At 69.0% G+C, this 26,511-nt stretch carries 26 protein-coding genes and 2 pseudogenes; 14 read left to right on the top strand and 14 right to left on the bottom strand.

All coding sequences use genetic code 11. The annotated features are described in order from the left end of the window. Positions 1-164: 164 nt before the first annotated feature. Positions 165-992 carry a hypothetical protein gene (locus tag ACIP2X_RS09285; RefSeq protein ID WP_401669607.1) on the top strand — a complete coding sequence of 276 codons (828 nt, stop codon included), beginning with the start codon at positions 165-167 and terminating at the stop codon, positions 990-992. A gap of 4 nt (positions 993-996) precedes the next feature. Continuing rightward, positions 997-1,368, top strand: coding sequence for a GntR family transcriptional regulator (locus ACIP2X_RS09290; RefSeq protein WP_401669610.1), 372 nt, complete (start codon positions 997-999; stop codon positions 1,366-1,368). A gap of 124 nt (positions 1,369-1,492) precedes the next feature. Here ACIP2X_RS09290 and ACIP2X_RS09295 read toward each other — a convergent pair whose 3' ends face one another. Next, a complete protein-coding gene (locus ACIP2X_RS09295; protein WP_401669613.1) occupies positions 1,493-2,512 on the bottom strand; it encodes a PQQ-dependent sugar dehydrogenase in 1,020 nt (339 codons plus the stop codon). Between the two features lie 245 nt (positions 2,513-2,757). Beyond that, on the bottom strand, positions 2,758-3,642 hold the full coding sequence (locus tag ACIP2X_RS09300; RefSeq protein WP_401669615.1) for a LysR family transcriptional regulator: 885 nt from the start codon (positions 3,640-3,642) through the stop codon (positions 2,758-2,760). A gap of 82 nt (positions 3,643-3,724) precedes the next feature. Between ACIP2X_RS09300 and ACIP2X_RS09305 the strand changes: the two genes are divergently transcribed. Continuing rightward, on the top strand, positions 3,725-4,486 hold the full coding sequence (locus ACIP2X_RS09305) for a sulfite exporter TauE/SafE family protein (RefSeq protein WP_401669618.1): 762 nt from the start codon (positions 3,725-3,727) through the stop codon (positions 4,484-4,486). 58 nt (positions 4,487-4,544) lie between these two features. Here the strand turns inward: ACIP2X_RS09305 and ACIP2X_RS09310 are convergent, their stop codons facing one another. Both ACIP2X_RS09310 and ACIP2X_RS09315 read right to left on the bottom strand, forming a co-directional pair. Continuing rightward, positions 4,545-5,177 carry a response regulator gene (locus ACIP2X_RS09310; protein WP_401669621.1) on the bottom strand — a complete coding sequence of 211 codons (633 nt, stop codon included), beginning with the start codon at positions 5,175-5,177 and terminating at the stop codon, positions 4,545-4,547. Further along, on the bottom strand, positions 5,177-6,448 hold the full coding sequence (locus ACIP2X_RS09315; protein WP_401672259.1) for a sensor histidine kinase: 1,272 nt from the start codon (positions 6,446-6,448) through the stop codon (positions 5,177-5,179). The genes ACIP2X_RS09310 and ACIP2X_RS09315 overlap by 1 nt, the downstream gene beginning before the upstream one ends. Before the next feature lie 199 nt (positions 6,449-6,647). On the opposite strand from ACIP2X_RS09315, the gene ACIP2X_RS09320 reads away from it, so the two are divergent. After that, the gene (locus tag ACIP2X_RS09320) at positions 6,648-7,388 is read left to right on the top strand and encodes an ABC transporter ATP-binding protein (protein WP_401669623.1); all 741 of its coding nucleotides are present in this window, start codon (positions 6,648-6,650) and stop codon (positions 7,386-7,388) included. Then, positions 7,382-9,838 carry an FtsX-like permease family protein gene (locus ACIP2X_RS09325; RefSeq protein WP_401669625.1) on the top strand — a complete coding sequence of 819 codons (2,457 nt, stop codon included), beginning with the start codon at positions 7,382-7,384 and terminating at the stop codon, positions 9,836-9,838. The genes ACIP2X_RS09320 and ACIP2X_RS09325 overlap by 7 nt, the downstream gene beginning before the upstream one ends. A gap of 89 nt (positions 9,839-9,927) precedes the next feature. Here ACIP2X_RS09325 and ACIP2X_RS09330 read toward each other — a convergent pair whose 3' ends face one another. From ACIP2X_RS09330 to ACIP2X_RS09340, 3 genes and pseudogenes are all read right to left on the bottom strand, one after another. Then, the gene (locus tag ACIP2X_RS09330; RefSeq protein ID WP_401669627.1) at positions 9,928-10,458 is read right to left on the bottom strand and encodes a GNAT family N-acetyltransferase; all 531 of its coding nucleotides are present in this window, start codon (positions 10,456-10,458) and stop codon (positions 9,928-9,930) included. Between the two features lie 59 nt (positions 10,459-10,517). Beyond that, on the bottom strand, positions 10,518-11,042 hold the full coding sequence (locus ACIP2X_RS09335; protein WP_401669630.1) for an SDR family NAD(P)-dependent oxidoreductase: 525 nt from the start codon (positions 11,040-11,042) through the stop codon (positions 10,518-10,520). A gap of 62 nt (positions 11,043-11,104) precedes the next feature. After that, positions 11,105-11,365 (bottom strand): annotated as a pseudogene (locus ACIP2X_RS09340) (SDR family NAD(P)-dependent oxidoreductase); the annotation flags it as partial. 149 nt (positions 11,366-11,514) lie between these two features. Between ACIP2X_RS09340 and ACIP2X_RS09345 the strand changes: the two are divergent. Together ACIP2X_RS09345 and ACIP2X_RS09350 are read left to right on the top strand one after the other, a co-directional pair. Beyond that, a complete protein-coding gene (locus tag ACIP2X_RS09345) occupies positions 11,515-11,877 on the top strand; it encodes a helix-turn-helix domain-containing protein (RefSeq protein WP_401669632.1) in 363 nt (120 codons plus the stop codon). Continuing rightward, positions 11,874-12,332, top strand: coding sequence for a hypothetical protein (locus tag ACIP2X_RS09350; protein WP_401669635.1), 459 nt, complete (start codon positions 11,874-11,876; stop codon positions 12,330-12,332). Before ACIP2X_RS09345 ends, ACIP2X_RS09350 begins: the two co-directional genes overlap by 4 nt. Positions 12,333-12,388: 56 nt before the next feature. Here ACIP2X_RS09350 and ACIP2X_RS09355 read toward each other — a convergent pair. Then, positions 12,389-12,487, bottom strand: a pseudogene (locus ACIP2X_RS09355) (Na+/H+ antiporter NhaA); the annotation flags it as partial. A gap of 194 nt (positions 12,488-12,681) precedes the next feature. On the opposite strand from ACIP2X_RS09355, the gene ACIP2X_RS09360 reads away from it, so the two are divergent. Together ACIP2X_RS09360 and ACIP2X_RS09365 are read left to right on the top strand one after the other, a co-directional pair. Further along, on the top strand, positions 12,682-12,852 hold the full coding sequence (locus ACIP2X_RS09360) for a hypothetical protein (protein WP_401669637.1): 171 nt from the start codon (positions 12,682-12,684) through the stop codon (positions 12,850-12,852). A gap of 5 nt (positions 12,853-12,857) precedes the next feature. Beyond that, the gene (locus tag ACIP2X_RS09365; RefSeq protein ID WP_401669639.1) at positions 12,858-15,014 is read left to right on the top strand and encodes a SpoIIE family protein phosphatase; all 2,157 of its coding nucleotides are present in this window, start codon (positions 12,858-12,860) and stop codon (positions 15,012-15,014) included. 562 nt (positions 15,015-15,576) lie between these two features. Here ACIP2X_RS09365 and ACIP2X_RS09370 read toward each other — a convergent pair. Further along, positions 15,577-16,176: a hypothetical protein gene (locus tag ACIP2X_RS09370; RefSeq protein ID WP_401669641.1), complete on the bottom strand. Its 600-nt coding sequence runs from the start codon at positions 16,174-16,176 to the stop codon at positions 15,577-15,579. Between the two features lie 182 nt (positions 16,177-16,358). Between ACIP2X_RS09370 and ACIP2X_RS09375 the strand changes: the two genes are divergently transcribed. Next, complete coding sequence (locus ACIP2X_RS09375; protein WP_401669643.1) at positions 16,359-17,384, top strand: DUF5937 family protein; 1,026 nt, start codon at positions 16,359-16,361, stop codon at positions 17,382-17,384. A 222-nt stretch (positions 17,385-17,606) separates the two neighbouring features. On the opposite strand, the gene ACIP2X_RS09380 is transcribed toward ACIP2X_RS09375, so the two are convergent. The 3 genes from ACIP2X_RS09380 to ACIP2X_RS09390 all read right to left on the bottom strand — a co-directional run bounded on the left by ACIP2X_RS09380 (position 17,607) and on the right by ACIP2X_RS09390 (position 19,817). Then, positions 17,607-18,152 carry an MOSC domain-containing protein gene (locus tag ACIP2X_RS09380; protein WP_401669645.1) on the bottom strand — a complete coding sequence of 182 codons (546 nt, stop codon included), beginning with the start codon at positions 18,150-18,152 and terminating at the stop codon, positions 17,607-17,609. Positions 18,153-18,318: 166 nt separating this feature from the next. Then, a complete protein-coding gene (locus tag ACIP2X_RS09385) occupies positions 18,319-19,089 on the bottom strand; it encodes an SDR family NAD(P)-dependent oxidoreductase (protein WP_401669647.1) in 771 nt (256 codons plus the stop codon). 122 nt (positions 19,090-19,211) lie between these two features. Beyond that, complete coding sequence (locus tag ACIP2X_RS09390; RefSeq protein ID WP_401669649.1) at positions 19,212-19,817, bottom strand: TetR/AcrR family transcriptional regulator; 606 nt, start codon at positions 19,815-19,817, stop codon at positions 19,212-19,214. Between the two features lie 323 nt (positions 19,818-20,140). Between ACIP2X_RS09390 and ACIP2X_RS09395 the strand changes: the two genes are divergently transcribed. The 3 genes from ACIP2X_RS09395 to ACIP2X_RS09405 all read left to right on the top strand — a co-directional run bounded on the left by ACIP2X_RS09395 (position 20,141) and on the right by ACIP2X_RS09405 (position 23,043). Continuing rightward, entirely contained in the window at positions 20,141-21,547 is a 1,407-nt protein-coding gene (locus ACIP2X_RS09395; protein WP_401669651.1) for an amidase, read from the top strand. Between the two features lie 44 nt (positions 21,548-21,591). Continuing rightward, a complete protein-coding gene (locus ACIP2X_RS09400) occupies positions 21,592-22,602 on the top strand; it encodes a TDT family transporter (protein WP_401669653.1) in 1,011 nt (336 codons plus the stop codon). Positions 22,603-22,758: 156 nt separating this feature from the next. Next, the gene (locus tag ACIP2X_RS09405) at positions 22,759-23,043 is read left to right on the top strand and encodes a putative quinol monooxygenase (RefSeq protein ID WP_401669655.1); all 285 of its coding nucleotides are present in this window, start codon (positions 22,759-22,761) and stop codon (positions 23,041-23,043) included. 60 nt (positions 23,044-23,103) lie between these two features. Here ACIP2X_RS09405 and ACIP2X_RS09410 read toward each other — a convergent pair whose 3' ends face one another. Next, complete coding sequence (locus tag ACIP2X_RS09410) at positions 23,104-24,018, bottom strand: MBL fold metallo-hydrolase (RefSeq protein ID WP_401669657.1); 915 nt, start codon at positions 24,016-24,018, stop codon at positions 23,104-23,106. Positions 24,019-24,325: 307 nt separating this feature from the next. On the opposite strand from ACIP2X_RS09410, the gene ACIP2X_RS09415 reads away from it, so the two are divergent. Beyond that, complete coding sequence (locus ACIP2X_RS09415) at positions 24,326-25,687, top strand: hypothetical protein (RefSeq protein WP_401669660.1); 1,362 nt, start codon at positions 24,326-24,328, stop codon at positions 25,685-25,687. A 176-nt stretch (positions 25,688-25,863) separates the two neighbouring features. Here the strand turns inward: ACIP2X_RS09415 and ACIP2X_RS09420 are convergent, their stop codons facing one another. After that, a complete protein-coding gene (locus ACIP2X_RS09420; RefSeq protein ID WP_401669662.1) occupies positions 25,864-26,508 on the bottom strand; it encodes a TetR/AcrR family transcriptional regulator C-terminal ligand-binding domain-containing protein in 645 nt (214 codons plus the stop codon). Positions 26,509-26,511: the final 3 nt, after the last annotated feature.

Consider the following 26,511-nt stretch of genomic DNA (forward strand, 5'->3'; position numbering starts at 1 on the left):
GCCCGCCTCGGAGGGGGGGATCGCGCCTTGAGATGACCCACCTGGCGTGCCACGACCCTCCGCATCCGCACGCAGAGAGAACTGAGCCCAGCACCGACGTTGACTTGACTCAACCTTTGTCGCATCATCCTGAGTCAAAGGTTGAGACAAGAGGTGGGATGTCGATGAATCCGAAAGACGAGCGACGGGATCGTCCAGTCGATCTTGAGCGGGCCCGCCTCTGGCTGTCTGGGCACGGGCTGTCCCACGTTCCGGCGACGCCCCTGTTGGCCAGGCGCCTGGCCGCCCGGCAGAGTTCCCGGCTGGCCGGGCAAATCCTCCTGGCTGCGTTCATCATCGCGCTCGCCCTCGTCTACAGCACCAACCTCCCCGCCGAGGCCGCAACCGAGGCGCCCTACGAGAACGGGGCTCTGCCGTTCCTCGCCGGAGTGGTGGCGATATTCGTGCTGGCGCAGGCGTCGCTGGACCGGCGGGTGCGTCGGATCGACCGTCAGGTCGGCGCAGAGTTGCCACGGAGGGCGGCCCATCTGACACGCCCGAGCTGGCGCACCGTTCTCGGCTGGCCGCGAGCGGCTCTCACGGCCGGTACGTTCGTCGGTGCGATCGCACTGACCGCCGGCGCGCTGGCATCCCCCGCGCCCGGCGTCCGGTACGCAGCGACCATCCTGCTTATCGGGCTGTTCGGGGTGGCCGCCGTCATGCTGGTCCAGCTTCGCCACGTTCTGACGCACCCGGCAGTGGCGGACGACGAGGCGACGTTGCACGCCGATGCCGTTCTCCGGGCTGAGGATGCCCGTGAGATCGCGACGCCCACCATGGTGTGGTGCCTGCCGTGGGGCATTCCCGCCGCCGCGGTCACCGACGGCACACTTGCCTGGTGGACCACCGCTTGGATTGCCCTCGTCGTCCTCGGCGTCGTCTCGCTCGCCGCGATCACGTTCCGGTCGGCGAGGACGGGCAACGCACCACATCGTCCCCCCGTCGACAGCTGACCACGTGATCATCATCGACACGGCCTCCGCCGTCCCGCCGTTCGAGCAACTCCGAGCCCAGCTCGCACGCCAGATCCAGGACCGGACCCTCGTCGTGGGCACCCGGCTGCCCACCATCCGCAGGCTGGCCGCGGACCTGGGCCTGGCGGCCAACACCGTCGGCAGGGCATACAGAGAGCTGGAGGAAGCGGGCCTGATCGAAACCCGCCGCGCAGCCGGCTCCTTCGTGGCCGCCACCGGCGAGGACGGACGCGAACAAGCCCGCCACGCAGCCACCGAGTACGCCGCCCTGATCACACGCCTCGGCATCAGTCCGGACGAAGCCCTGAACATCGTCAGAGCGGCACTCGGCCCCTCCCCCACGCCAAGCCCATGAACCCCCCGTCTCCGGGCCGTTATGCGTAACTGGACGGGCCGGATGCGGGATGCGTTCATCAATGCGGGCCGACCCACGAGCAGCCGGGTGAACCCGATGGAATGCCCTGCTTCTCCTCAGGCCGTCATGGGGTCACCCGGAGGATCAGGTCGTAGTCAGGGCCGGTGCGGCCGTTGGTCAGGACCCACAGCGAGCCGTCCGGGGCCACACTCACGTCGCGCAGTCGGCCGTACTCGCCGGTCAGCAGCTGCTCGGGCGACGAGCCGTCGGTGGCGATCCGGTAGAGCCGCTCCCCGCGCAGGGAGGCGACCCAGATCCGTCCGTCGTGGTAGGTGATCCCACTGGGGGACGCGTCGGCGGGCTTCCAGGTCGCGATGGGGTCCGTGAAGTCGGGCTCCCCACCGGTGCCTTCCAGTTCGGGCCATCCGTAGTTGGCGCCGGGTTCGATGCGATTCAGCTCGTCGAGGTTGTGGTGGCCGAACTCGGAGGCGTAGAGCTGATTCTTGTCGTCCCAGGCGAGTCCTTGCGGGTCGCGGAACCCCCAGCTGTACACCGGTGAGCCCTCGATCGGGTTGCCCGGTGCGGGCTTGCCCTCCGGCGTGATCCGCAGGATCTTGCCGCCCAGATCGTTGCGGTCCTGGGCCCTGGAACGCTCGTCGGCTTCCCCGGTGGTCACGTAGAGCATGCCGTCCGGACCGAACCTGATCCGCCCGCCGTTGTGGATTTTCCCGCTGGGTATCCCGGTCAGTATCGGCTCGGGCGGAGCCTTCGAGTCCAACCGGAGCCGGCTCACCCTGCTGTCCTGCTCGGTGGTGTAGTAGACGTAGACCCAGCCGTCCCGCTCGTAGGAGGGAGAGACCGCCACTCCCTGCAACCCGGCTTGGACGACCGGCTCCGCGATCTCGTGGATCGTCCGGACCTCACTGATCTTCCCGTCCGAGGTGACCTTCCGCAGGCGGCCGCTCTCGCGCTCAGTGACCAGCGCCGACCCGTCGGGGAGGAACGCCAGGTCGAAGGGATGGCGCAGCCCGCTCGCGAGCGGCTTCACGGACGCCGGTTTCGCCACGGGGGCGTCGCGGACGGTCGGGCGGGCCCACCAGCCGAAGAAGGAGCCGTAGAAGTAGACACCGACGGCCGCCGCCACCACTAGCACAGCAGCCGAGCCAAGTAAGAGTATCCGTGACCTACGCACGCGGCGATCCTAGGAACCGGCCCGTTGCATCATCCACCTCGAGATGGTGACCGTCAGCTGAAAAACTGGTTCTGTGACCCGGTCGACGACCGTACACATTCGCTCCGATACCCCTACCGAATCGGAGTTGACGAGTCTCCTGAAGATCGCCCTCGTCAGAATTCGGGGCACAGCACGACGCGTGCACCGCACGAGAGTCACTGAGCACGACGAAGACGATCAGCAAGCGCTGCCAGAGCCTGTGCGGAGCCTCGGTCCCGTCTGCCCCAGGCCAGCAGATGGTGGCGTCGTGCCCAAGGATCCCGGAGTTGACACACCTCGAGCTGCAGGTCGGGGTCCAGGGCGCGGCGCGGCACCACGGCGAGTCCGACACCGGAGGCAGCAAGGGTGATGAGCGCGTTGAGGCTGCCGACACGAGTGCGATAGCGCGCGACCGGGCTGTTGGAGCCGAGGTGCCTCTCGATCCATCGCTGATACGAGGAGGCGTCGTCCAGCCCGACGAGAGGGTGTTCAGCGACCTCGTCGTAGCTCAGCTCGTCCCGGCCGGCGAGGATCCCCGCGACCTGCCCGATCACCACGAGGGAGTCGTCACCGAGAGGCTCTGTCCGCACATCCGCATCACGGGCCTCGTCGTCGAGAACCACCCCCAGGTCCGCCGCCCCATCGGCCAACATCCGCAAGGTCCGCGGGGTACGGCTCTCACAGACCGTGACATCGACATCGGGGTACGCGCGGAGGAAGGAGACCAGTGCGTTCGGTATGAGCCGGTGCATTGCGGATCCCCCGCCGAGCAGGACCAGAGGGGCCGTCGGTGACCGGGTGTAGCTTGCGACAGCGCTCTCCAGCCGGGCCGTCTGAGCAAGGACCTCGCGTGCGTGCCGCGTCAGTGTCGTCCCCGCGGGAGTTGGCCGCACTCCCCTACGGCCGCGGATCAACAGCGCCACCCCGACACTGCGTTCCAAGGAGCGCAGCCGGGCACTGGCCGAAGGAAGACTCAGATGCATCCGCCGAGCACCCGCCGTGATCGAACCCTCCGTCACGGTGTGGAGGAAGAGCCGCAAGTCGTCCAAGTCGTAGCGCACGCCGCCAGGCTACGGCTCGGCCTTAGGCCGGCTTCGCCGATTACGCATTGTGAGGCGGCCGCTCACGCGTGATGCTCGGCGCGTGACGGAGATACTGCTTGTTCTGCTGGCGGGCGTCGCCGCCGGGGCGCTCAACGCCCTGGGCGGCGGGGGCACGTTCGTCGCCATGCCCGCCCTTGTCGCGTTCGGCCTGTCACCGGTGACGGCGAATGCCGTGTCGCGTATCGCGCTCGCGCCCGGGGCCATTGCCAGCGCGGCGGTCTACCGGCGCGACCTCGCCCCAGTGGGAGGCACGTCCACGAGGACACTCACGGCGACCAGTGTGCTCGGCGGCGTCGTCGGCGCCGTCCTGCTGCTGGCGCTGCCGGCATCGTCGTTCGACGCCGCGGCGCCGTGGCTGCTCGCCTTCGCCACAGTGGTGCTGCTCTTCGGACGCCGACTCTCAGGAGTGGCGAGCACCGTGCTGGGACGCACCGTCGACATGAGTCCCCGGGCCATCCTGATCGGCCAGTTCCTCCTCGCCGTGTACGGCGGATACTTCGGCGGAGCCGTAGGCATCCTCATGCTCGCGCTGTGGAATTTCGGCCTCGGCATGGATGCCGCGGCCGGAAATCCGATGCGGGTTGCCCAGCTAGCCGCCATCTATCTCAGCGCGACCGCGCTGTTCCTCGTCGCCTCGGACGCGCTGAGCGCTCCCCTCCTCCTGACCGCCACCCTCGTCGGCGCTGTCGTCGGCGGCATCGCCGGCGCCCATCTGGCCCGCCGTCTGCCCAGTCGGCTCCTGCGGGTTGTCATCCTGACCACTGCCGTGACCACGACGACCCTGTACTTCCTGAAGGGCTGACACGCGACGTCTCATCCGGGCGGCAATGCACGCGTACGGTGCTCCCGGTCCGTCGGGGTCAGGCCCGCAGGTAGGTGAGGACGGCCAGGACCCTGCGATGGGTCGTATCCGTCGGAGGCAGGTCCAGCTTGGTGAGGATGTTGCCGATGTGCTTGCCGATCGCCGCTTCGGAAACCACCAGCTCCTTGGCGATCGCGCCGTTGGACTTGCCTTCGGCGATCAGTGCCAGCACCTCGCGTTCGCGCGGGGTGAGCTGCTCCAGCGGATCGCGGCGGCGGCGCAGCAACTGGCGCACCACCTCGGGGTCGACCACTGTCCCGCCGTCCGCCACCTTGTGCAGCGCTGCCACGAACTCCTCGACCTGGCCGACTCGGTCCTTGAGCAGATAGCCGACGCCTGATCCGTCGCCGGAGTCGAGGAGTTCGGCGGCGTACGTCCGCTGCACGTACTGGCTGAGGACCAGGACCGGAAGTGTGGGGCGCTGCTCGCGCAGCCGTACTGCCGCGTGCAGGCCCTCGTCCTGGAAACCGGGCGGCATGCGTACGTCCGTCACCACGATGTCGGGGGCGTGCTCCTCGACAGCGGCAGTCAGTGCCCGCGCGTCCCCGACGGCCGACACCACCTCGTGGCCGCAGCGGCCGAGCAGGCCGATGAGTCCTTCCCGCAGGAGCACGCTGTCTTCGGCCAGCACTACGCGGAGCGGTCGGCCGCCTCGGTCAACTCGCAAGGAAACTCCACACGCAACGATGTCGGTCCACCGGGCGGACTGGTCAGGGCAAGTCTGCCATCCAGGACCGACACCCGGTCCGCGAGCCCGGTGAGGCCGCTGCCCGCCGAGGGGTCCGCGCCGCCGCAGCCGTCGTCGCGCACTTCGAGGAACAGGCGTCCGTCACGTTGGCCGCCCCTCACCTGCGCGCGTTCGGCCCGGCTGTGCTTGGCGACGTTGGCCAGCGCCTCGCAGACCACGAAGTACGCCGCGGATTCGACCGCCTCCGTTGGCCGGCCCGGCAGTTCGAGGTGGACCTCGACGGGGACCGCGCAGCGGTCGGCGGCGTCGGCGATCGCAGCCTGGAGGCCGTAGTCCGTGAGGACCTTGGGGTGGATGCCATGGATGAGTTCGCGCAACTCCACGAGCGCCTTCCCCGCCTCCTCGTGGGCCTTGGTGAGCTGGTCGGCGAGCGGGCCGGGCGGGACATCGAGGCGGGCCAGGCCGAGGGCCATCGTCACCGCCACGAGGCGCTGTTGGGCGCCGTCGTGCAGGTCGCGCTCGATACGGCGACGCTCGGCCTCGAAGGCCTCGACCAACCGGACGCGGGAGCGGGCCAGTTCGACCACCTTGGCGTCGAGCTCGCCCTCGCGGGATGCGATCAGCAGGCGGGTCAGCTCGGCGCGGGCGCCCGCCGTGACGCCGAGCAGGTAGGCGCACAGGGCCAACAGGAACAGGCCCAGGACAGCGACGCCGAACGCGGTCGGCCATGTGGTGACCGTCCACTGCTTGAGCACCTTCGTCTCGTGGCCGTCGCCGACCGTGGCCATCAGCAGCGGAGTGGCGACCATGGACAGCGGGAAGAGCAGGGCGACCGTGACGGCAAGGGCGTCGACCGGCCACAGCAGTCCGGCGAACAGCAGCGCGTACCCGAGCTCCCGCCAGGTCCACTTCTCGCGCAGCCGGGTCGTCAGCCAGGCCCACAGTCCCGGGGCGGTCGGGACTTGATGCCGGCCGGACACCGGGTCGCGGTCGATCAGGCGCAGCCTGCGCCGCTCCACCTCGGCCACCGGGATCCCGGTGAGGGCGACCACCACGAGCAGAGGCAGCCCCACCAGGACAAGGGCGAGAGCACCGCCGACCGCTGCCACCGTCACGATCCCCACCAAGGTGGCGACGCCGCTCACCGCGCCGGTGAGCAGATACGCGGCGGCGCGCCAGGGCCAGGCCGACAGCAGGAAGCCCGGCCGGGACATGGCCTGCCACACATTCCGAGGGTGCATGTGCATGACCGTATGGGGCCGCACCGGTCCGGTGCCATCGGCCCTGGGTCCGTATCGGGGGTATGCCTGGCACTACCCCAAGTCTCGTTCGGGCCGTACTGCGCCGCGCGGCGCTTCCGCGGTTTCGTGGAGCCACCAACGAGACGAGGAGCAAGTACTGGTGGGGGAACTCATGAGCAACGACGCGGTCCGGTTGCGCTCCGTGATCCGGCGATACGGCTCGGGCGGCGGCACGTCCGTCACCGCCCTCGACCAGGTGTCGCTCGCCTTCCCGAGGGGGACCTTCACCGCCGTGATGGGCCCGTCCGGGTCCGGCAAGTCGACCCTTCTGCAGTGCGCCGCGGGCCTGGACCAGCCCACATCGGGCTCGGTCACCGTGGGCGGCACCGAGCTGACCAGGCTGAGCGAGACCAAGCTGACCCTGCTGCGCCGCGAGCGCATCGGGTTCGTCTTCCAGGCGTTCAACCTGCTGCCCTCGCTGACCGCCGAGCAGAACGTGGCCCTGCCGCTACGGCTGGCCGGCCGCCGCCCGAAGAGGGCTCACGTGCGCGAGGTGCTCGACCAGGTCGGACTCGGCGACCGTGCCCGGCACCGGCCGACGGAGATGTCCGGCGGCCAGCAGCAGCGGGTCGCGCTGGCCCGCGCACTGATCACCCGCCCCGAAGTGCTGTTCGGCGACGAGCCGACCGGCGCGCTCGACTCGCAGACCAGCCGCGAGGTGCTGACCCTGCTGCGAAGCATGGTCGACCGGAACGGCCAGACGATCATCATGGTCAGCCACGACCCCGTCGCCGCCTCCTACGCCGACCGCGTCGTCTTCCTCGTCGACGGCCGCGTCAACGGCGAGCTGATCGGCGCCTGCGCCGAGGACATCGCGGCGCGTATGACCAAGCTGGAGGCGGCACCGTGCTGAGCACCACGCTGCGCACACTGCGCACCCGCTGGGTCACCTTCCTCGGCAGTTTCGTCGCCCTCTGCCTCGGCGTCGCGCTGATCGCCGTCATGGGACTGGCCCTGGCGTCCTCGCTGGACGCACCTGACCGGAAGCCGGAACGGTTCGCCGCCGCGCCGGTGGTGGTCAAGGGCCAGGACACCCTCACGGTGCCCACCGCGGTCGGCGACCGCACGCAGAAACTCGCGCAGCCGCGTGCCGTGCCCGACGACGCGGTGGCGGAACTGCGGGACCTCGGGACCGTGGTCGAGGACCGGTCGTTCGCCGTGCGGGCCGAGGGCGGGCCCGCCGATCTGGTGGGCCACCCCTGGTCCACCGCGGCCTTCGCTCCGTACGCGCTCGACGCGGGACGCGCGCCCGAGGCCGCGGACGAGGTCGTGGTCAGCGGTGACTGGGCCCGTCCGGGCACCCGGGTGCGGACCGGCGGCGGCACCGTGCGCGTCGTCGGCACCGTGGCCGGACTCGGCTTCGAGAACGCCGTGTACTACACCGACACCCGAGCCGCCCAACTGTCGCCCCGCAGCGTCCAGCTCGTGGTCGACGCCGATGCGGCGGCCGTGCGCGAGGCTGTGCGCGGGAGCGGGGGCGTGCGGGTCCTCACCGGGGACGCGCGCCGGTACGCCGACGCCGACCCCGACCGGGACAGCGAGGCCCTCACCGCGATGAACGCCATGTTCGGCACGGCCGGCGGCGTCACCGGATTCGTGTCGGTGTTCGTGGTGGCCTCGACCTTCGCGTTCGCGGTGGCCCAGCGGCGCCGCGAGTTCGGGCTGCTGCGCACCGCCGGGGCGACCCCGGGGCAGATCCGCCGCATGGTCGTCTACGAGGCGCTCGTGATCGGTGTGCTCGCATCGGCCGCCGGCTGCGTGCTCGGCTCCTACGGGGCTCCGGACCTCGCCGAGTGGGCGGTCGACGAGGGCCTCGCGCCCCGCTGGTTCACCATCGGCGACTACGCCTGGCCCTACCACATGGCGTTCTGGACAGGCCTGTTCGTGGCCCTGTGCGGCGTGCTGGCCGCGTCCTGGCGGGCGGGGCGCACCGGCCCCACCGAGGCACTGCGTGAGGCGACCGTGGACACCCGGCCCATGACACGGGGCCGCCGGCTGTTCGGCACGGCCCTGCTGATCACCGCCGCGGTGACACTGGCCCTGGCCCTGGTCACGAACCCGGGCGAGCTGCTGCAGCGCAAGACCTATGTGAGTCGGCCGATGCTGCTGATCACGGCGGTCGCGCTGCTCGCCCCGGTGCTTGTGCGGCCACTGGCCCGGCTGATCGCCTGGCTACCGGCCCAACTGCCGGGCGCCGGCGGGATGCTGGTGCGGGAGAACGCCGTCACCGGCGTGCGCCGCACCGCCGCCGTCGCGGCGCCCGTACTGGTCACGGTCGCACTGGCGGGCTCACTGCTGGGCGCCACCGCGACCCTCAACGAGGCCAAGGCAACCGAAGTGCGCGGGCAGACGGCCGCAGACTTCCTGGTCACTCCGGCGGGCGGCACCGGTTTCGACGAGGCGACGCTGCGGAGGCTGCGCGCCGTGTCCGGTGCCGAGGTCTCGGCGAGCTCGTCCAGTGCCGTGTACGTCATGGAGGACGGTGTGGCGCTCATCAGGTCCGACGCCAGGGCCGTCGAGCCGGAGCCGCTCGCGGCAACGGCACATCTCCCCCTCACCGCAGGGAGGTTGAGCAGCCTGGACGACGACTCGATCATCGTCAACGAGGAGTGGGAGAACCACACCGTGGGCGAGCGCGTCGACGTGTGGCTCGGGGACGGCACGAGGAAGTCCCTGAGGATCGCCGCGGTCATGACCATCGGCACCGGCAACAACGGCGTCTACGTCACCCCGCGCAACGCCCCCACGGCACCCGTCGACCGGGTCGACGTGCGCCTCGCGGACGGTGCCGACGCGGGCGCTGTGGCCGCCGGTCTGCGTCAAGCGGTAAGGCCATCGGGCGGGGAGGTTCTCACCAGGGACGCCTGGGTGCGGACGACGTACCCCGAGACCAGCCGGACGACCCGGATGGGCTTCTTCCTGGTCCTCGGGATCGCTCTCCTCTACACCGGCATCTCGCTGGCCAACACGATGGTCATGGCCACCTCCGACCGGGCCCGCGAACTGGCTGTCCTGAGGCTGGCCGGCGCCACCAGGTGGCAGGTGCTACGACTGGTGGGCGGCGAGTCGTCGATGGTGGTCATGGTCGGCGGACTGCTGGGAGCGCTGGTCGCCGGGGTCAACCTGCTGGGCATGTGGAGCGCGCTGGGCCTGCTCTCGGTGTGGACGTCCATCGAAATCCCGTGGGTGACGCTCGCAGCGGTCCTGGGGGCCTGCGCGGTGCTCGCCGTGATCTCGGCGGTGGCTCCGGCCGGCCTCTTCCTGCGCCGCGGGGCGGTGGAGCTGGCGGGCGCACGGGAGTGACGTCGTCGTGTCTTCTTCTGCGGGGCTGTCCGAGCCGGAAGACTTCCCCGCAGAAGAAGACACGAGACCGGCCAGGCATCGGAGCGGCATCAGGACCTCAGCAGTCCGCCCACCCACCAGTCGTGCGGCTTGCCGTCGTTGGCGATGCTGCGGTTGCGCAGCGTCCCTTCGACGGTGAAGCCGAGTCTTTCGGCGACGGCACGCGAGCCGGTGTTGCCGGCCATGGCCCACCATTCGATGCGGTGGACGTCGAGGGTGTCCCAGCCCCAGTCGCACAGGGCCCGAGCGGCCTCCACCGAGTACCCGTGTCCGCGCTGTTCCTTGACCGCCCAGTAGCCGAGCTCCCAGACGCCGCGGCTGATAAGGGTCAGGCAGTACGACCCGACCAGGGCGCCGGTGTCCTTGCGGAACGCGCCGAGGGTGTAGTCCCTGTCCTCGGCCCACTGAGCGGGCAGCTTCTCGCCGACGAGTTTCTCCGCGTCAGCACGCCGGTACGGCACCGGCACCGGGGTGTAGTACTGGATGTCCTCGTCCTGGCAGGCCTCGTACACCGCATCCACGTCGGCAGGTGTGAAGGCCCGCAGGACCAGACGGTCGGTCTCAAGCGTCACTGGATCCATCGCGGCAGTATGACCACCATCAGCAAGCGGCAACCAGCGAATATCCCGACCGGGCCGGCTCATGATCCGCCCGGCTTGCCCTGCGCGAGGCGCGCGACGTGGTCCCACTGCTCCAGCCCGGCGAGCCGACCGGAGTACTCGGCGCGTAGGGCCTCCAGGCCGCCGGTGCCGAACAGCACCCGCAGGGGCGGCTCAGGCGTGTCCGCGAGCGCGAGAAGGGCTTCGGCCGTCGCCGCGGGATCGCCGGGCGTGAGGCCCGCAGCTCCTGCCCCTGCGTAGAGCGCCTCCCGGGCATGCGCGTACGCGGGCTCCTGCCGGGCCTGCGGGGACGCGGTGGCAAGACCGGTGGGGAACATGACCGGCTCGATCAAAGTGACGTATATGCCGTACGCGGCCACTTCGGCCGCCAGTGACTCGCTCACCCCCTCCAGGGCCCACTTGGAGGCCTGGTAGATGCCGAGCGCCGGATACGCGACCAGACCACCGAGCGAGGAGACCTGCAGGATCCGGCCCGCACGACGCTCCCGCATTCCGGGCAGCACGGCCCTGGTGGCCCACAGCGCGCCGAAGTAGTTGACGTCCATCTGTGCCGGGCCTGCTCCTCCTCGATCTCCTCGACGGCACCGACCAGCATGTGACCCGCATTGTTGACCAGCACGTCGATCCCGCCGAACGCCTCCTCGGCGCTCCGCACGGCCGCACCGACAGCCGCGGAGTCGCGGACGTCGAGCTGCATCGGCAGAACGCGGTCGCCGTAGCGCTTGGACAGCGGTGCCAGCGCCGCGGTGTCACGAGCGGTCGCCGCCGGCCGGTCACCGCGGTCGAGGATCGCCTCGGCCCAGATTGCGCCAAGTCCGCGAGAGGCTCCGGTGAGGAACCAGGTCCGGGAAGTTGCGGCCGTGCTCATGAGGATCTTCCCCTCGTCGAAGTCGTCGACCGGGAGGTTCCCGGCACGACGACGAGCCTGTCGCCGATCGGAGACAGCAGGCAGAGTCGCCTTACCCAGGGATCGGCGGTCTCTGGCTGCCGCTCGGGGCGCGACCGCAGACTTGAAGGGTGGACACCAAGCAGTTGGCGGACTTCCTGCGGGTGCGCAGGGAGGCGCTCAGCCCTGGGGACGTGGGTCGTCGCGAGACACGACGCCGACGTACTCCCGGACTGCGCCGCGAGGAGGTCGCACACCTGGCCGACATCTCTGCGGACTACTACACCCGTATGGAACAGGATCGCGCGCCGCAGCCGTCGCCCGGCGTATTGCCCGCGATCACCAGAGCACTGCGCCTGACCCTGGACGAGCGCGACCACCTGTCCGGCTCGCCGGGCATCAGCCGCCAGACCGCATACGGTCGGACGACCACGTTGCACCGAGCCTGCTGGGTGTCCTGGACCATCTCTCCGACATCCCGGCTCAGGTCATGACCGATCTCGGCGCCACCCTGGCCCAGAACGAATTGGCTCGGGCCGTCTTCGGTGACCTCACCCAGGTGCGCGGTCCCGTTGGCACGGTGATCTACCGCTGGTTCACCGATCCCCGTGCCCGCGCCGGATACCCGGTCCAGGACCACGCGACGGAATCCCGGGCGCTCGTCGCCGACCTGCGGGCTGCTGTCGTCCGCCGCGACGACGCCCAGGCGAACGACTCGGTGGAACGGCTGCTACGGGCGAGTGCCGAGTTCGAGGCCCTGTGGCGTCTGCATGCGGTGGGAGTCATGCGCAGCAGACGCAAGCGGATCCAGCACCCCGAGGTCGGGTTGCTGGAACTCGACTGCCAGGTGCTCCTGGACGAGGAACGCACTCAGGTCCTCGCCCTCTTCTCTCCAGCGGTGGGCACACCTGCGGCAGAACGTCTGGGTCGCGTCCGCCGGATCCTGTGACTTCTACGGATGGATCGCTCCGGTCGATGTCAGGCGGGGTGATCCTTCAAATGATCGGCGGGGTCGGGGAAGGCGAGTTCGCCGATGAGCAGGACGACAGTGAAGCCGAGGCCGGCGAGGACCGCGAGTGCTCCGACATCGGCCCAGGCGAGGTCCCCGAACGGCTCCAGCAGCGCGACCAGGCCCTCGCCGGCGGGGTGCTTGGTCGGGACCGCGGAGTGCGCGATCGGCGTAAAGCACGCCGACCACCGAACGCGGTCGACTCGCCGCCCTGCGTAGCCGAGCGTTGTCGGCCGCCGACTCGATCGGCCGCTGTGCCGTCACGCCGGTACGGGCATACCGTCCCTATATGGGCGACTTCACGGAGGCCGAGGCGCAGCGGACCCCGGAGGCCGTCGCACCGCAGGAAGGAGCCAGGTGGGCAGAGATCACCACGGGGCTGGGCATCGGGGCGGAAGCGGTCCGTGACCCCTTCGGCCGCGCCGGCACAGCCATGGCACCCGTCGCAGGAATCAGGTAGCAGCCATGCAGTCACCCATCGGGGCCCGTAGCGGTGCTGAAACCGCCCTGGAGAACCTGGGAGCGCCGCTGTCCGACGTGGTGCGTGAAACCCGTGCGTCGGTCGGCCTGCTCTACCTCCTGCCGCCCGGGGCACGGCTGCTGCGTCTGGCGCTGGTCACCGGCGTCTCCCCGGAGATCGCCGCTCCCTGGACGCGGGTACCCATGGACGCTCTGTCACCGGTCACGGACGCCATACGCGAAGGGCGCCTGCTCTGGCTCCGCAGCCAGGAGGAGATGGCGCGTCGCTATCCGCAGATCGGTCTCGTACTCCCCTACGACTTCATGCTCGCCGCAGCCCCAGTCCCCACAGGCGGCACCGGCGTACAGGGCGGCATCGCACTGCTGTGGCCCGCCCGGCACCCGCCACACCTCAGCCCCGACCAGCACGAGGCAATCACCACATGCTGCCGAAACATGGGAGCCCTTCTCGAGCGGGCGGCCGACGACGGTCATCCGGTGTTGCCGCCGGATGAGCCCTGGATGCTTCCCGCCCTGCCGGCGGAGGCGACCTCCGGCCAGGCCATGGCCGCGTACGAGTTCGCCGAGCGTCTTCCCGTCGGCTGCTGCGCTCTGAACCTGGACGGCCGGCTCACCTTCATCAACTCCGCCGGCGCCCAGCTGGTGGGCGCCGACGCCGCCTACCTGGTGGGCAATCGCCCCTGGGAGGTGCTGCCCTGGCTGCGGGCCCCGGTCTGCGAGGACAGCTACCGCGCAGCGGCCGTCACCCGCCGACCCGCCGGCTTCACCGCCGTGCGTCCGCCGGACACGACCCTGCATTTCCAGCTCTATCCCGGCGACAACGGCATCAGCATCCACATCACCCCCGACGCCCAGCGGCCGGACGCTCCACAGACCGCCACGCCGGTAGGCGCCATGGCGCTGTACCACCTCACACACCTGGCCGTCGTGCTCGCCGAGGCGGTAGGCGTCCACGACGTGATCGACCTCGTCGCCGACCAGATCGTGCCCGCTTTCGGCCCCCAAGGCCTGGTCCTGATGACCGCCGACGAAGGACGCCTGCACATCGCCGGCCACCGCGGCTACGACCCCGACTTCCTCAGCCGCTTCGACGGCACACCGCTGGCGGCGCGCACCCCACCCACCCACGCACTGACCACCGGAGACCCCGCCTTCTTCACCAGCTTCGCCGACTTCCAGCACGCCTACCCCGACGCACCCCGCCACAGAGGACGCAGCGCCTGGGCATTCCTGCCGCTGACCGCCTCCGGCCGCCTCATCGGCTCCCTCGTCCTCTCCTACGACCAGGAGCGACCGTTCCCCCCGGCCGAACGGGCCCTTCTCACCTCCCTCGCCGGACTGATCGCCCAAGCCCTGGACCGCGCCCGCCTCTACGACACCAAACACGCCCTCGCCCGCACACTCCAGCAAGGCCTGCTGCCGCACACGCTGCCCCACATCCCCGGTCTCGAGGTCGCCGCCCGCTACCTGCCCGCCGGCCACGGCATGGACATCGGCGGCGACTTCTACGACCTCATCCACCCGGCCCCCACCACCGCCGTCGCCGTGATCGGCGACGTCCAAGGACACAACCCCACCGCCGCCGCGCTCATGGGGCAGGTCCGCACCGCCGTGCACTCCTACGCCACCACCGGCACCGCCCCCGACGAAGTCCTCGCCTGCACCAACCGCCTCCTCACCGACCTCGACACCGAACTGTTCACCAGCTGCCTGGCAGTCGAGCTCTGCCTCACCCACCACCGCGCCCGCCTCGCCTGCGCCGGACACCCCCCACCCCTGCTCCGCCACCCCGACGGACACACCGACGTCCTGCGCGCCACACCCGGGCTGCTGCTCGGCATCGACTCCGACGCCGATTACCTCAGCACCGAGATCGCCCTCCCACCCGGAGCCGTCCTCGCCCTGTACACCGACGGACTCGTCGAATTGCCGGGCGTAGACATCGACGAGACCATCGACGCTCTCGCCCGTCACCTCGCCAGAACCCGGGCGCAGGACCTCGACGAACTCGCCGACGCCCTCGTCGAGCACGCCGAACGCTCCGCCCCCCGCCACGACGACATCGCCCTCCTCCTCGTCAGCCCCACAGCTCGGCGAGAAGGGCGGCACCCGCCGTCGACGTCTCGATCCGCCACCCGGTGAGACTCAGCGCCGGTCCGCCCAACGGGCCTCAGGACGGCGAGCCAGTCGCCGCTTCCCCGCGAACGGCCCCGTCAGGGACCTCTTCCGCCACGCCGCTGTCACCTGGCAGTTCTCCCCCTGCGACCACGCCGTCCGGGACGCGCGCGAGCGGCGGACCTTGCGGTTCATCGCAGTCAAGTGACGGGGGCCGGCCACCCGGACGCAGGGTGCCTTGGCCGGACACGACTGCGGCCGTCGCGTGCCGGGTCGGCAGACCCCACCGACGCCTGGCCGCGCTGCCGGCCGACCGCAGCTACGACTACGACGAGCACCGCCGCCTGCAGCGGTAGCGCGGGTTCCGTGCCGTGGTCGCCGAGGGAGGCCACTCACGGCCCTCGCCGTCTGCCTGATCGCATACCGCTGCGTCCAACGCCTCGATCGGGGCCAGTTTTCGCACACCCCAGAAAAACACGCCGTTTCCTGCAAGATCGGGCTTGAGGTACGGGACCTCGAGCCCGGCAGGCAACGGCGTGCTTTGCGCATTGTGCTTCACGCTCGGGCTGATGGACCGCCCGCCCGGCCGTCAGGTCCAGCAGTTCCTGACGTGCCAAATGGGCGTCCAGTAGTAGCTGTCGTCCGAGCTGTACGGGGCCGGGGTGGTGTAGGCGACGCCCCCGCTGCTGTTGTAGAAGGTGGCCCGTGTACCCGGGGTCTGGTCATTGATCCACGAGCCGTATCCGGCCCACGGCATGGAGCGCTTGGCACAGGCGTACCAGTAGTAGTAACTGCCCTGGTAGACCTCCTGGCTGTACACGCAGAAGTAGCCGCTGTAGACCGCTCCGGTCAGGCAGGGGTCGGCCGCGGCGCGCGTACCCTCCCCAGCAGCGAAGTCTCTCGGTCGGTCTTCTCCGGGGATGGCCACCAGGAGCGTGGCGCCGTCCACCTCGATCTTGTTGAGCGCGACCTGCTTGCCGCCGGTCTTCTTGAGGTAGCGGTTGACCTCCGACTTCAGTGCCGAGGTCTGGGCGGCCGTCAGGTGTGCGTCTCGGGCCTGATCGGCGAACGGCGCTGCGGAACCGGACGACGCCACGTCGTTTGCCGGCGCGGCTGCCACGGTCGTGGTGCCGAAGCCGAACAGGGCACTGGCCGCCGCGACGGTCACCATGAACAGACGAGTACGCATGGATCTTTCTCCTTCCGTCGATCGCGGTCCCGCCTGGCAACCGGGACCGCGGTGATGTCTCAGCGAGAGTGGCAGCGACCCGATTTGACCGACAAGAACATGTCATAAGGGCCGAAATACGCTGGTCAGCATGCGTACTGGGTGCCAATAATCAGCAGTACGGGGTGGCAACGGGGAGGGCTATGGCGCTCAGGCTGCACTTCACAGCGGAGGATCTGTCCCGCATACGGACGGTCTCGGGGCCTGATCCCGGCTGGGAGATCGTACTGAGCGTCACACAGCTTGCAGCCACTCAGGCACCGGCGGTCTTCGGACCCTGGCGTGCCGCAACCAGGGCACGCCTGCGGTTCCTGCGGACGCCTCACGTGCGTCTGCTGCGGTATCTGGTACCGCAGACAGGTGACTTCCCCGACTTCCTCACACCCGTCCAATCCGCCCCCTGTCTGGAGTCCACGGTCGGCGCGGTGCTGTCCACGCCCAAGGAGCGGCTGAGGAAGGACTTGGCTCTGCTCCCCAACCCGCCCGGCTGGGCCCGTACTTGGGCCCGCACCTTGGCCGATGCCGAGCGGACCGCGCTCGCCGCGATCGGTGACGCGCTGCACGACTACCACCGCGCTGCCCTCGCTCCGGTGTGGCCGCGCCTCCAGGCACTGGTCGACGCAGATCGGGCCCGACGGTCCCGAGCCCTCATCGATCACGGCACCGAAGGTCTGCTGCGCAGCCTGAGTCCTACGTTGCGCTGGCGCCCGCCGGTGTTGGAGTCGGACTACCCGGTCGACCGCGACCTCCATCTCGAGGGTCGTGGGCTCCTCCTGGTGCCCTCGGTCTTCTGCTGGCGCACACCTGTCACGTTTGTCGACCCCGAGCTCTGCCCGGTCCTGGTCTATCCGATCACTCAGGAGCCCGGCTGGTGGCTACCGCCGGCCGATCGCGCGCCGGGAAAGCGAGACCGGCTCGCCCACTTGCTCGGGCACAGCAGGGCCACCGCTCTCCGCGTGATTCAGGACGGCTGTACGACGGGCGAACTCGCTCGTCGTATCGGCGTCACGGCCTCCACCGCCAGCCAGCACACCGCCATATTGCGCGAGTCGGGTCTGATCCTCTCGGTCCGGTATCGCAACACGGTGCGTCACACTCTCACGCCGCTGGGCATCGACCTGATCAGCGTCAACCTTGAAAAGCAGCCAAGGATCGACGCCAGGAACTGACCGTCGGGCTGCGGCACGACCGTAGCGGCGGCGCGTGGTCCTGGGCGACGCCCCGGAGCGGCTCACGAGCGAACGCGGGCTGCTACCGAGAAGTCGAGAATGCGAATCGTCGGCATCTGCCGCAGCAACGCGCGTCCCACTACCTGCTGGTCCGTGATCGGCATGGCACTTCCCCATGCCGGACCCCTACGGACCGGGACTTCCACAACGCTCCATGGCTCGCTAGACGCGCTCCAACGGCTGGTGCGGGGGCGGCGGCAGTTCCACGTCGACGGTGTCGCCAGGGCGTACGACTCCCCCGCGGCGCACCACCCCCATCACGCCGCTCTTGAAAGTGAACTCGCCGGACACCGGATCCATGGCGAACATCTCCGCGAGCAGTCCCGTACGGAAATCGTTGATCTTCGAGCAGGGGTTGCGCAGGCCTGTCACCTCGACCACCGCCCCGTCGCCGAGGTGGAGCAGAGTGCCGGTGGCGAGGCCGAGAAGGTCGACGCCGCGCGTGGTGATGTTCTCGCCGAGCTGGCCCGCGGCCACCTGGAAGCCCTTGAGGGCGAGCTCTTCGAAGAACTCCTCGTGCATCAAGTGGACTTGTCGCAGGTTGGGCACGTCGGGTTCGTACGTCATGCGGAACTGGTGCCGGATCGTTCGTCCCGCGTGCACGTCCCCCTCGACCCCGAGCCCGGCGAGCAGGGTGACGGACGTGTGGTTGGGCTTGCTGAAGGAGTACGTTGCGTGACGGCTGACTCCCGTGACTCGGCCTTCCATCCTGCCCTCCCGCCCGTGCCGCGGACCTGTACCTACGTGAAACCGACCGGTGACCTGGTCTGACGTGTCCGGCTCCCCGGAGCATAACCACCCACGCCGCTCGGCGATGACCCTGGTGAGCGCTTGAGGGCGTGTCCGGACGACCACTCAGGGGCGTTGAGAGCCTCTACCAATTCAGCGGCGCGGCGAGGAAAGGCGTGTGGTCGGGTGCTTCTCTGTGCGCGCCCAGGATGTTCTTCGCGCTCTCACCGACGGGGATACGGAACGGCGCTTTGTCACCTTCCGCGACCACCGCTGTCACGACGTCGGCGACCTCCAGGACTGAGACAGGTGCCGCGCGGAAGGGGCCGATTCTGTCCAGGAGTGGGCGGTAGGGGTTACCGCTGTCGAGGTACACCTGGGCGCGCTCAGCGCCCCCGGAGGCGACCGCGGGCGGCTCGATGACGTGCACGGACACGCCGAAGTGGCCGGACTCGATGGCCAGTGTCTCGGCGAAGGCCTCCAGAGCGTGCTTGGTCGCGCTGTAGGCGCCGATCAAAGGGATGACCAGACGGCCCTGGATGCTCGACATGAAGATCAACTGCCCTGACCCGCGTTCGCGCATCTGGGGCAGGATGCCCTGTGCGACGCGCAGGGCTCCGAAGACGTTGAGCTCGAAGAGGTCCCCCAGCGCGGTGAGCGGGATCGTCTCCAGCGGTGCCCGCACGGTCGCCCCGGCATTGCTGAGGAGGGCATCGACGTGGCCGGCTTCGGCCAGCGCTTGGTCGACCGAGGCCTGGTCGGTGACGTCGAGTCGCAATTTCTGTGCCACCGGCAGGTCTTCGAGCATCGACACGTCGCGGGCCGTGGCGATGACCTCGTGACCCGCTTCGTGCAGTGCTATCGCACTGATCCTTCCAATGCCTCGGGATGCTCCGGTGATGAGTACGCGCGTCATGAGCGGAACCCCTCTTCCCACTGTGGGCGGGCAGATACTATGTAGGCCAGCATACATAGCGGTGAGATCAACGCGCCGGATCGGCAGCCATGGCCGACCGGAGGAGACGAAGCCGACGGGCTTCAGATGCGGCCGGGCTTGAGGCCCTTCGGCGACACGCTCACAGCGTGGGCTGCCAGTACGGCGCGTACCGAGTCGTACGGCGTGGGACTTCGCAGAGCGCGGGAGGTGATCATCGCTCCCTGGACGCCCGCGATCACGGTCTCGGCGAGCGTTCTCGCGGAAGCACGCTCCACACCGAAGGCGACGAAGTGGAAGGCCATTCTGTCTGTCATCTCCGAGAAAGCCCGGCGTGCGGTTTCGGCGAGCTCGGCCGAGTCCTGTGTGGCGCCTTCGGTGATCAGCGGGGCGACGCCGCAGCCTCGCCCGTACTCGCTCGCGATCATGCCTTCTCGGCCCATACCGATGAAGATCTCGATCAGCTGAGCTGCGGATTCGGCCTGGCGGGCGACCCTGTCGATGATCTCCACCTGCTCGAATGCGTGGGCTTCGGCAGCTTCGACGGCCAGCTGCGTCTTACCGCCGGGGAAGTGGAAGTAGACCGAACCGCGGGACGTACCGCTGAGCCCCAGCACGTCGGAGAAGGCCGTCGCGTTGTAGCCGCGCTGCCGGATGAGCTGCTTGGCGGCCTGCACCATCTTCTGCTTGGCATCCGTCCGCTTCCCCATCCTGCGTCCTCTCCTCGTGTCATGTATGGTGACCTACATAGTACCTGTTCGAGGGTGGAACCCGAGAACGTGGTCACCCCGAGGAGGTTCTCCTCATGTAAATCTCCCTGGTCCGCGGCAGGCCGACCCCTGTCCAGAGGCGGCCTCACGGGCTGTGCGCGGGACGCTCCTCGCCGTGTGCGCACGAAGCGGAGGACGACACCGTCCTGCCGATACCCCATGGCGACTTCACCTTCGAAGTACCCGCTCCTGCGGATCGTGGGCTCCCGGACGTATGTGCCGGTCTCCTCGAAGCAAGAGACCGGTCCGGAAAGGAACGCATCATGACCACCGAACTCAATTACCTTGATGCGAGCGAACTCGCGGAGCTGATCCGAACCGGGAAGGCTTCCTCGGTCGAGGTGGTGCAGGCGCATCAAGACCGGATCGCGGCCGTCAACCCGCGACTCAACGCGATCGTCACGCTCGTCGATGACGCGCTTGAGACAGCGAAGGCGGCGGACGATGAGCTCGCGGGCGGAGGGGAAGTAGGGCCGCTCCATGGCGTGCCCTTCACAGCCAAGGACTCCTTCGACACCGCCGGCGTGCTCACCCAGCGCGGCTCCCCCATCTTCGCCGGGCGCATCCCCGACACGGACGCCACCGCCGTGGCGCGCATGAAACGCGCAGGCGCGATCCTCCTGGCGAAGACAAATCTGCCGGAATTCTCGTACTGGATCGAGTCCGACAACCTCCTGACAGGCAGGACGAACAACCCCTGGGACGTCAACCGTTCGCCCGGCGGTTCGAGCGGCGGCGAATCCGCCGCGATCGCGGCCGGAATGTCACCGCTAGGACTCGCCACGGACTTGTCCATCTCGGTACGCGGTCCGGCGGCCGACACCGGAGTCTCCTCCTTCAAACCGACGCACGGGCGCATCCCGATGACGGGAATCTGGCCGCGCGAGCCCCGCCGCAACTGGCATGTCGGCCCCATGGCCCGCACCATCCGTGACCTCGCACTCGCCTACACGCTCTTGGCCGGCCCCGACGGCGCCGACGGATTTGCCACCGTCCCGATCGAGGTCGACACAGGCCTGGGCGCCGATCCCAACCGGTCGCTACGTGTGGGCTGGCTGGTCGACTCGGGACTCGGCCCGACCGACCCGGAGGTCTCCGCAACCGTCCAGGCAGCCGCCGACGCCCTGAAGGAAGCAGGGGCCCAGGTCGACGCCGTGCGTATCCCGGCCTTCGAGCGGGACAACCCTCTCGAACTCTGGTCCGAACTGAGCGTCATGGAGGTGAAGCCGGCCTTCCGCCAGGTCACCGCGGGCCACGAGGAGCAGATGTTCAGCTACTCCAAGTTCGTCGCTACCCTGCCTGACACGTCCGTGGAGGACTTCGTCCTGGCCGAGCAGGCCGTCGAGCGACTCCGGGACGCTATGGCAGGGTTCTTCCAGCAGTACGACATCCTGCTGCTCCCGGTGACGACGATTCCCGCTCACGAACATCAGCTCCAGGACTTCACCGTCGAGGGCCGGACCGTAGGCCCCTTCCACGTGAGCTCGACGACCGTTCCCTTCAACCTGACGGGGCATCCAGCTTTGTCGATGCGGTTCGGTACGAGCAGCGACGGCATGCCGATCGCTGTACAACTGGCGGCCAACCTGCATGCGGAATCGACGATCCTGCACGCCGCGTCGCTGCTGGAAACCCTCAGCCCGGTACACGGCCGGCACCCCATCATCTAACAGGCACCGGACACACCCCGGAACAGGACTCCCGAGGCTGAGACATGTCTACAACCAGCACGCCGAACCGAACAGCAGCCAATTCATCCGTCCCCGACGTCCTGGCGCACCCCGGCATCTCAGCGATTCAGTTCGGGATACCCCTCGGGCTCGCGGGACTGGCCGGCGGTTGGAGCGCGGCAGTCCTCGAACTGAACGCGCCGGCGTGGCCCGCCGAATTGTTCTACGCAGCCGGCAGCTTCCTGTGGATCATCCTCACCGTCCGCTACGCCGCAGGAAGACTCCGTCGGCGCGCGGCGCGCGGCGCCCGTATCGGGCACCGAACCATCGATCCGTTCGCCTCGCTCATCCCCCTGGTGGCGGTGCTGCTGACCGCGCACTACACCCAGTACGCCTTCACCCTCTTCGCTTGGCTGTGCGGCGCAGCGATCGCGGCTCAGGTACTCCTCGCCGCGTGGCTCATCGCCCGCTGCATCAACGGTGACGTACCGTTCGACGCTTTCCATGCGGGCTACTTCATCCCACTGGCGGCCGGGCCCAACATCGTCAGCATCGGTCTCTCCGCGATCCATCAACACCATGCGGCGCTGGCGGCCGCCGGTGCCGGGCTGTTCTTCTGGATCGTCATCACCACGGCCATTCTCGTCCGCGCAATCAGCGGCGAGAGAACACCAGCCGAGATGAAACCCGGTATGGCCGCCTTCCTGGCCGCCGCTGCCACCACGAACCTGGCCTGGATCCTCGCCCATCCCGGCCGCCTTCAGGAGACCCAACAGCTCCTCACCGGCGTCCTCCTCGTCATGCTCCTCGCGCAGATCTTCCTTCTGGGCGAGTACGGCAGGCTCCGCTTCAGCCAGGCATGGTGGATCTTCACCTTTCCCATGGCCGCAACCGCCAACTACACGGTCCGCTGGATGGCGGTGTCGCATATCCCTGGTTGGCACGTCTGGTCATGGTGCGCACTCGCCATCACCACCGCGTTCATCCTCTACGTCGCCGCCCGCACCATCTCGGCCTCGGTGCGCGCTCGGGCAGACCGACCCGGCAGCTGCTGAGCTGCCTGCCATGGGCATATGGGGTCCGTTTCTTCGATCGGCGGCGGCCGATGAATCCTGTGGTCCGCTGCGGTCCACGTTTCCAGTGGCTGGGCCGACAGGTGGTCGGGCTGCACTTCGCGCTTTACGCAGAAGGCCGCAATACAGAGGAGTGGCGTGATCATCATTGCCGGGAAGTTGTGGGTGGACGCTGCCGACCGCGAGGCGTATCTGGCTGGATGCTCTGAGGTCGTCGAGCAGGCACGTGCCGCCGTCGGTTGCCTCGATTTCGCTCTGTCGGCGGACTTGATCGAGCCGGACCGGATCAATGTGTACGAACGCTGGGAGTCGGACGAGGCGCTCGCCCGCTTCCGCGGCGCGGGTATGGAGGCTGAGCACGCAGCTCAGATCCGCGACGCGGAGGTCAGCAGGTACGGCATCTCCGACATCGAGGCCCCGTAGGTTGAACGCCGGTCCCCTGCGGAGCGGCCGCCTGCTACGAGTAGGTGGCCGACCGCTCTCTCAGTAGTCCCAAACGACCGGTACGAAGCGGAAGGCGTTGCCGTCGACCGCCACGTGGCAGACGGACGGGAAGGGCAGGTGGGCGCCCACCAGTTGCTCGCCGCGTGACGCCAGCTCTGTCAGCAGACGAATCCGGACGCGGGTTGTCAGTTCGGGGTCGTGGTCGAAACCGTTGTGCCAGTCGGGTTTGTCGAACCCGGGCTGGAACAGTGCATCACCGGCGAACGTCAGCCGGTCGCCGCCGGACTCCAGACGGACGATGCTGTGGCCGGCGGTGTGCCCGCCGGTCCGCTGCATCACCACTCCTGGTGCCACCTCGTACTCCGTCTCGAACGGCCGCAACTGGCTGCGGTACACGTCCAGGAACCGCGAGGCGGTGGTGCGCAGCACGTCCGGGACAGGTGCCGGCATGACGGTGCGGGAGAAGTCAGGCGCGGCCCAGAACTCGGCCTCGGCGGCCGCCAGGTGGACCCGCAGGTCCTGGCGCAGCCGACCTCGCAGCCCTTCGACGAGCAGTCCGCCGATGTGGTCCATGTGCAAGTGGGTGAGTACCACGTCGGTGACGGATGCGGGATCGATCCCGGCCGCCTCCATTCGCGTGACCAACTGTCCGGCTCGCTGGAAACCGGGAAACTCCGTCCCCAGCCCGGAGTCGATGAGGATGGTCTGGCCACCGCTGCGCACCACGGCCACATTCAGTGGCCAGTTGCACACCTCCGGCGGAAGGAACATGTCATCGAGCCAGGCGGCCAGGTCCGACTGGGTGGCGTTGGTGGCATACGTGACGCTGGGGATGGCCATCACTCCGTCACTGATCACCAGCACGTCGATGTCGCCGACCTTCAGCGCGTAGCGCGACGGAACCAGTTCGTCATGCCCCGGCGCCTCGGTGTGTGCGGTGTGGACATGGCTCATGTTCTACTCCTCTTGCAGAGAGTCGCCCGAAGACATCGACAGCGCCATGGGTCGCACTGTCCAGCCGTCCCCTACGACGGGACAGCTGCCCGTTTTGCGACATTAGCCATGATTGTGCCATCTGCTCTACTCCCTCAGCCTCAACGCCGTCAGACGTGTCGTTGCCTGAGCAAGGAGACGGCGAGGCGCCCTTGTCCCCGCCCGCGACGACACCGTCGCCGAGTAGTCCAAAAGCTATGGGTACTCCGCCAACCACCAAGTCGTCGGCGCGAAAGACGCCAGATATGACAGCCCATAGGTTGGGCGTATGACGAGCCTCGATCATCCGCAACTGTCCGGGCTGGGGCGGAACCCAGCGGCCCCTCAGGACGTCCTGGTGCGCCTGGCCGCACACAGGGCCGGCCAGGGCGGGCTGTCGCTCCGTCGCGGGCGGCTGGACGACGCCGTCGCAGAGGCTCTGCTGACATACGGCGACGCCAACACCGCTGTGCGCCTTCACGGAGACCGGCTATCTCCTACCATGCGCCGCAGAGTGGCTGAGCATCCCGACCCGGCGATCCGCGACGCATTCGCGGACTTCGTCCGCGGCATGGTCGACAGCGGGGTGTCCCTCCGCATCGACGATCTGGAGGAAGCGTACGGCCAGACTCGGACAGCACTCGTCGGCGCGACGAGCCCGAAGCTACGCGCCGCGATCGCGCAAGCCTGGCACGACCGGCCTCTTGCCGTACAAGTGGGACTGCTCAACGACCCGGATCCACAGGTCCGTGCAGCCGCCACCAAGAACAAGCGACCGGGTATCCCTCCGGAATGGAGTGACCGTTGTCTTGCTGACCCGGCCGTGCGCGCCAACGTGGCGTGCTATACCCCACTCACGCCCGACCAGTTCGCACGGCTTATGGAGAGCGAGGACGACAAGGTCCATCGGGCCGTCGCCGAAAACCCCCATCTGTCGGCGGAGATGGTTGCCTCGCTACTGGACATCGAAGACCCGCTCGTGCGCGTCATGGTGGCGCAGAGTCGCCACGTCGACCCCGAAACCCGCAAGCGACTCTACGCGCTCGTGGAAGCGGAACGCGCGGACGGAAGCATCGCGGCTGAGGTGGCTCTGACATGGAACTTCACCGAACCGGGCTGGCTACGCGAAGCGCCCCTCGAGGAGCGGATGACCTACCTGGACTGCCCTCACGCGCTGTTCCGGCGCGTACTGGCCTCCTGCCAGGACCTACCGGAAGAGGCATGGCATCGACTGGACAACGACCCGGAAGTCGCCGTCCGCCGTAGTGCCGCCCGCCGGCCGGACACACCACCGGAAGTACTGGAACGCCTGGTTCGCGCCCACGGCGAGCTGTTCCATGTCCGACCGCTGCTCGTCGACCACCCCAACTTCCCTCGACACACGTTGCGCACGTTCGTCGACGAGGGGAGCGCGAACGTACGCTACGTCGCCCTGCAGGACCCGGAGCTGCCCGTAACAGCCCTTCAGCAACTCGCCGCAGATCCCGAATCCTTCGTGCGCCGCGGGGTCGCCCGTCACCCCAATGCCGCGGACGCGTTGCTGGAGCAGTTGCTGTCAGACCCGGTCCCCGAGGTCGTAGACGACGCCGCTGCCAACTCCGCGCTGCGGCCGACCCACATGTATCGCATCCTCACCGCATCTGGCTTGTGACCTCGGGGAGGAGTCAGGCCCCGGCGCGGACTTCGTCGCACCGATACCCAGTTCCCGCTGCGTCGGCAGCACGCGCTCCTCGACGCGCCCTGGGTGAGTGCGTATCGGGGGAGTTCTGACGGCGGAGCTTCTTCTGAACTGGACGCTCTGGACGGTGCACGGCCGATCGCACATCTTCATGGCGCGGGCTTGTCCTGTGAAGGGGACGCGGGTGGCGTGATGCCGTCGATCAGGTTGGTGACCAGGGCGACGACGAAGTCGTCGGTGACGGGCTCGTCCGGGACCAGCATTCGGTGGTAGACCGCGCCCCAGAGCTGATCGACGAGGACCTGGACGTTCACCTCCGCCCGGATCTGGCCCTGCTGCTGGGCGCGCAGCAGCCGCTCGCCCGCCAGCCGTCTCCGCTCCGAGGAGTACATGGAGCGGAAGGCGGAGGCCAGGTCGTCGTCGGTCTGGGACTGGCCGATCAGTTCGGTCACCACCCGCCCGGCCGGTGTCCGGGTCAGTATCCGCGCGAACGCACGCAGTTGGCTCATGAGGTCGGCGCGGATGTCGCCGGTGTCCTCGAAGGCGAGGCTCTGCTCGACGGCGTGGAAGTAGCCGTCCAGGGCGAGGGCGCCCTTGGAGGGCCACCACTTGTACAGCGTCGTCTTGCTGACGCCGGACAGGCGGGCCACCCGCTCGAAGGTCAGGTCGGCGATTCCCTCGCTGAGAAGCACCTCTCCGACCGCGCGCAGGACGTCGGCCCGGACCTCGTCGGCCGGCCGCCGCCCCCGCCCGCGGGCCGGGCGCTCGTCGCCGCCCTCGGCCTGCTTCGTCACGTC

The organism is Streptomyces sp. NPDC089424 (assembly GCF_044749345.1).
GTDB lineage: Bacteria > Actinomycetota > Actinomycetes > Streptomycetales > Streptomycetaceae > Streptomyces.

Excerpts from the sequence above, each read along its gene's own strand:
- ACIP2X_RS09335 (WP_401669630.1), bottom strand. The coding sequence starts at position 11,042 with ATGGACGTCAACTACTTCGGCGCGCTGTGGGCCACCAGGGCCGTGCTG.
- ACIP2X_RS09385 (WP_401669647.1), bottom strand. The coding sequence starts at position 19,089 with ATGACGCGCGTACTCATCACCGGAGCATCCCGAGGCATTGGAAGGATC.
- ACIP2X_RS09320 (WP_401669623.1), top strand. The coding sequence starts at position 6,648 with ATGAGCAACGACGCGGTCCGGTTGCGCTCCGTGATCCGGCGATACGGC.
- ACIP2X_RS09395 (WP_401669651.1), top strand. The coding sequence starts at position 20,141 with ATGACCACCGAACTCAATTACCTTGATGCGAGCGAACTCGCGGAGCTG.
- ACIP2X_RS09315 (WP_401672259.1), bottom strand. The coding sequence starts at position 6,448 with ATGTCCCGGCCGGGCTTCCTGCTGTCGGCCTGGCCCTGGCGCGCCGCC.
- ACIP2X_RS09410 (WP_401669657.1), bottom strand. The coding sequence starts at position 24,018 with ATGAGCCATGTCCACACCGCACACACCGAGGCGCCGGGGCATGACGAA.
- ACIP2X_RS09400 (WP_401669653.1), top strand. The coding sequence starts at position 21,592 with ATGTCTACAACCAGCACGCCGAACCGAACAGCAGCCAATTCATCCGTC.
- ACIP2X_RS09375 (WP_401669643.1), top strand. The coding sequence starts at position 16,359 with ATGGCGCTCAGGCTGCACTTCACAGCGGAGGATCTGTCCCGCATACGG.
- ACIP2X_RS09415 (WP_401669660.1), top strand. The coding sequence starts at position 24,326 with ATGACGAGCCTCGATCATCCGCAACTGTCCGGGCTGGGGCGGAACCCA.
- ACIP2X_RS09380 (WP_401669645.1), bottom strand. The coding sequence starts at position 18,152 with ATGGAAGGCCGAGTCACGGGAGTCAGCCGTCACGCAACGTACTCCTTC.
- ACIP2X_RS09350 (WP_401669635.1), top strand. The coding sequence starts at position 11,874 with ATGACCGATCTCGGCGCCACCCTGGCCCAGAACGAATTGGCTCGGGCC.
- ACIP2X_RS09365 (WP_401669639.1), top strand. The coding sequence starts at position 12,858 with ATGCAGTCACCCATCGGGGCCCGTAGCGGTGCTGAAACCGCCCTGGAG.
- ACIP2X_RS09390 (WP_401669649.1), bottom strand. The coding sequence starts at position 19,817 with ATGGGGAAGCGGACGGATGCCAAGCAGAAGATGGTGCAGGCCGCCAAG.
- ACIP2X_RS09370 (WP_401669641.1), bottom strand. The coding sequence starts at position 16,176 with ATGCGTACTCGTCTGTTCATGGTGACCGTCGCGGCGGCCAGTGCCCTG.
- ACIP2X_RS09360 (WP_401669637.1), top strand. The coding sequence starts at position 12,682 with ATGGGCGACTTCACGGAGGCCGAGGCGCAGCGGACCCCGGAGGCCGTC.
- ACIP2X_RS09285 (WP_401669607.1), top strand. The coding sequence starts at position 165 with ATGAATCCGAAAGACGAGCGACGGGATCGTCCAGTCGATCTTGAGCGG.
- ACIP2X_RS09330 (WP_401669627.1), bottom strand. The coding sequence starts at position 10,458 with ATGGATCCAGTGACGCTTGAGACCGACCGTCTGGTCCTGCGGGCCTTC.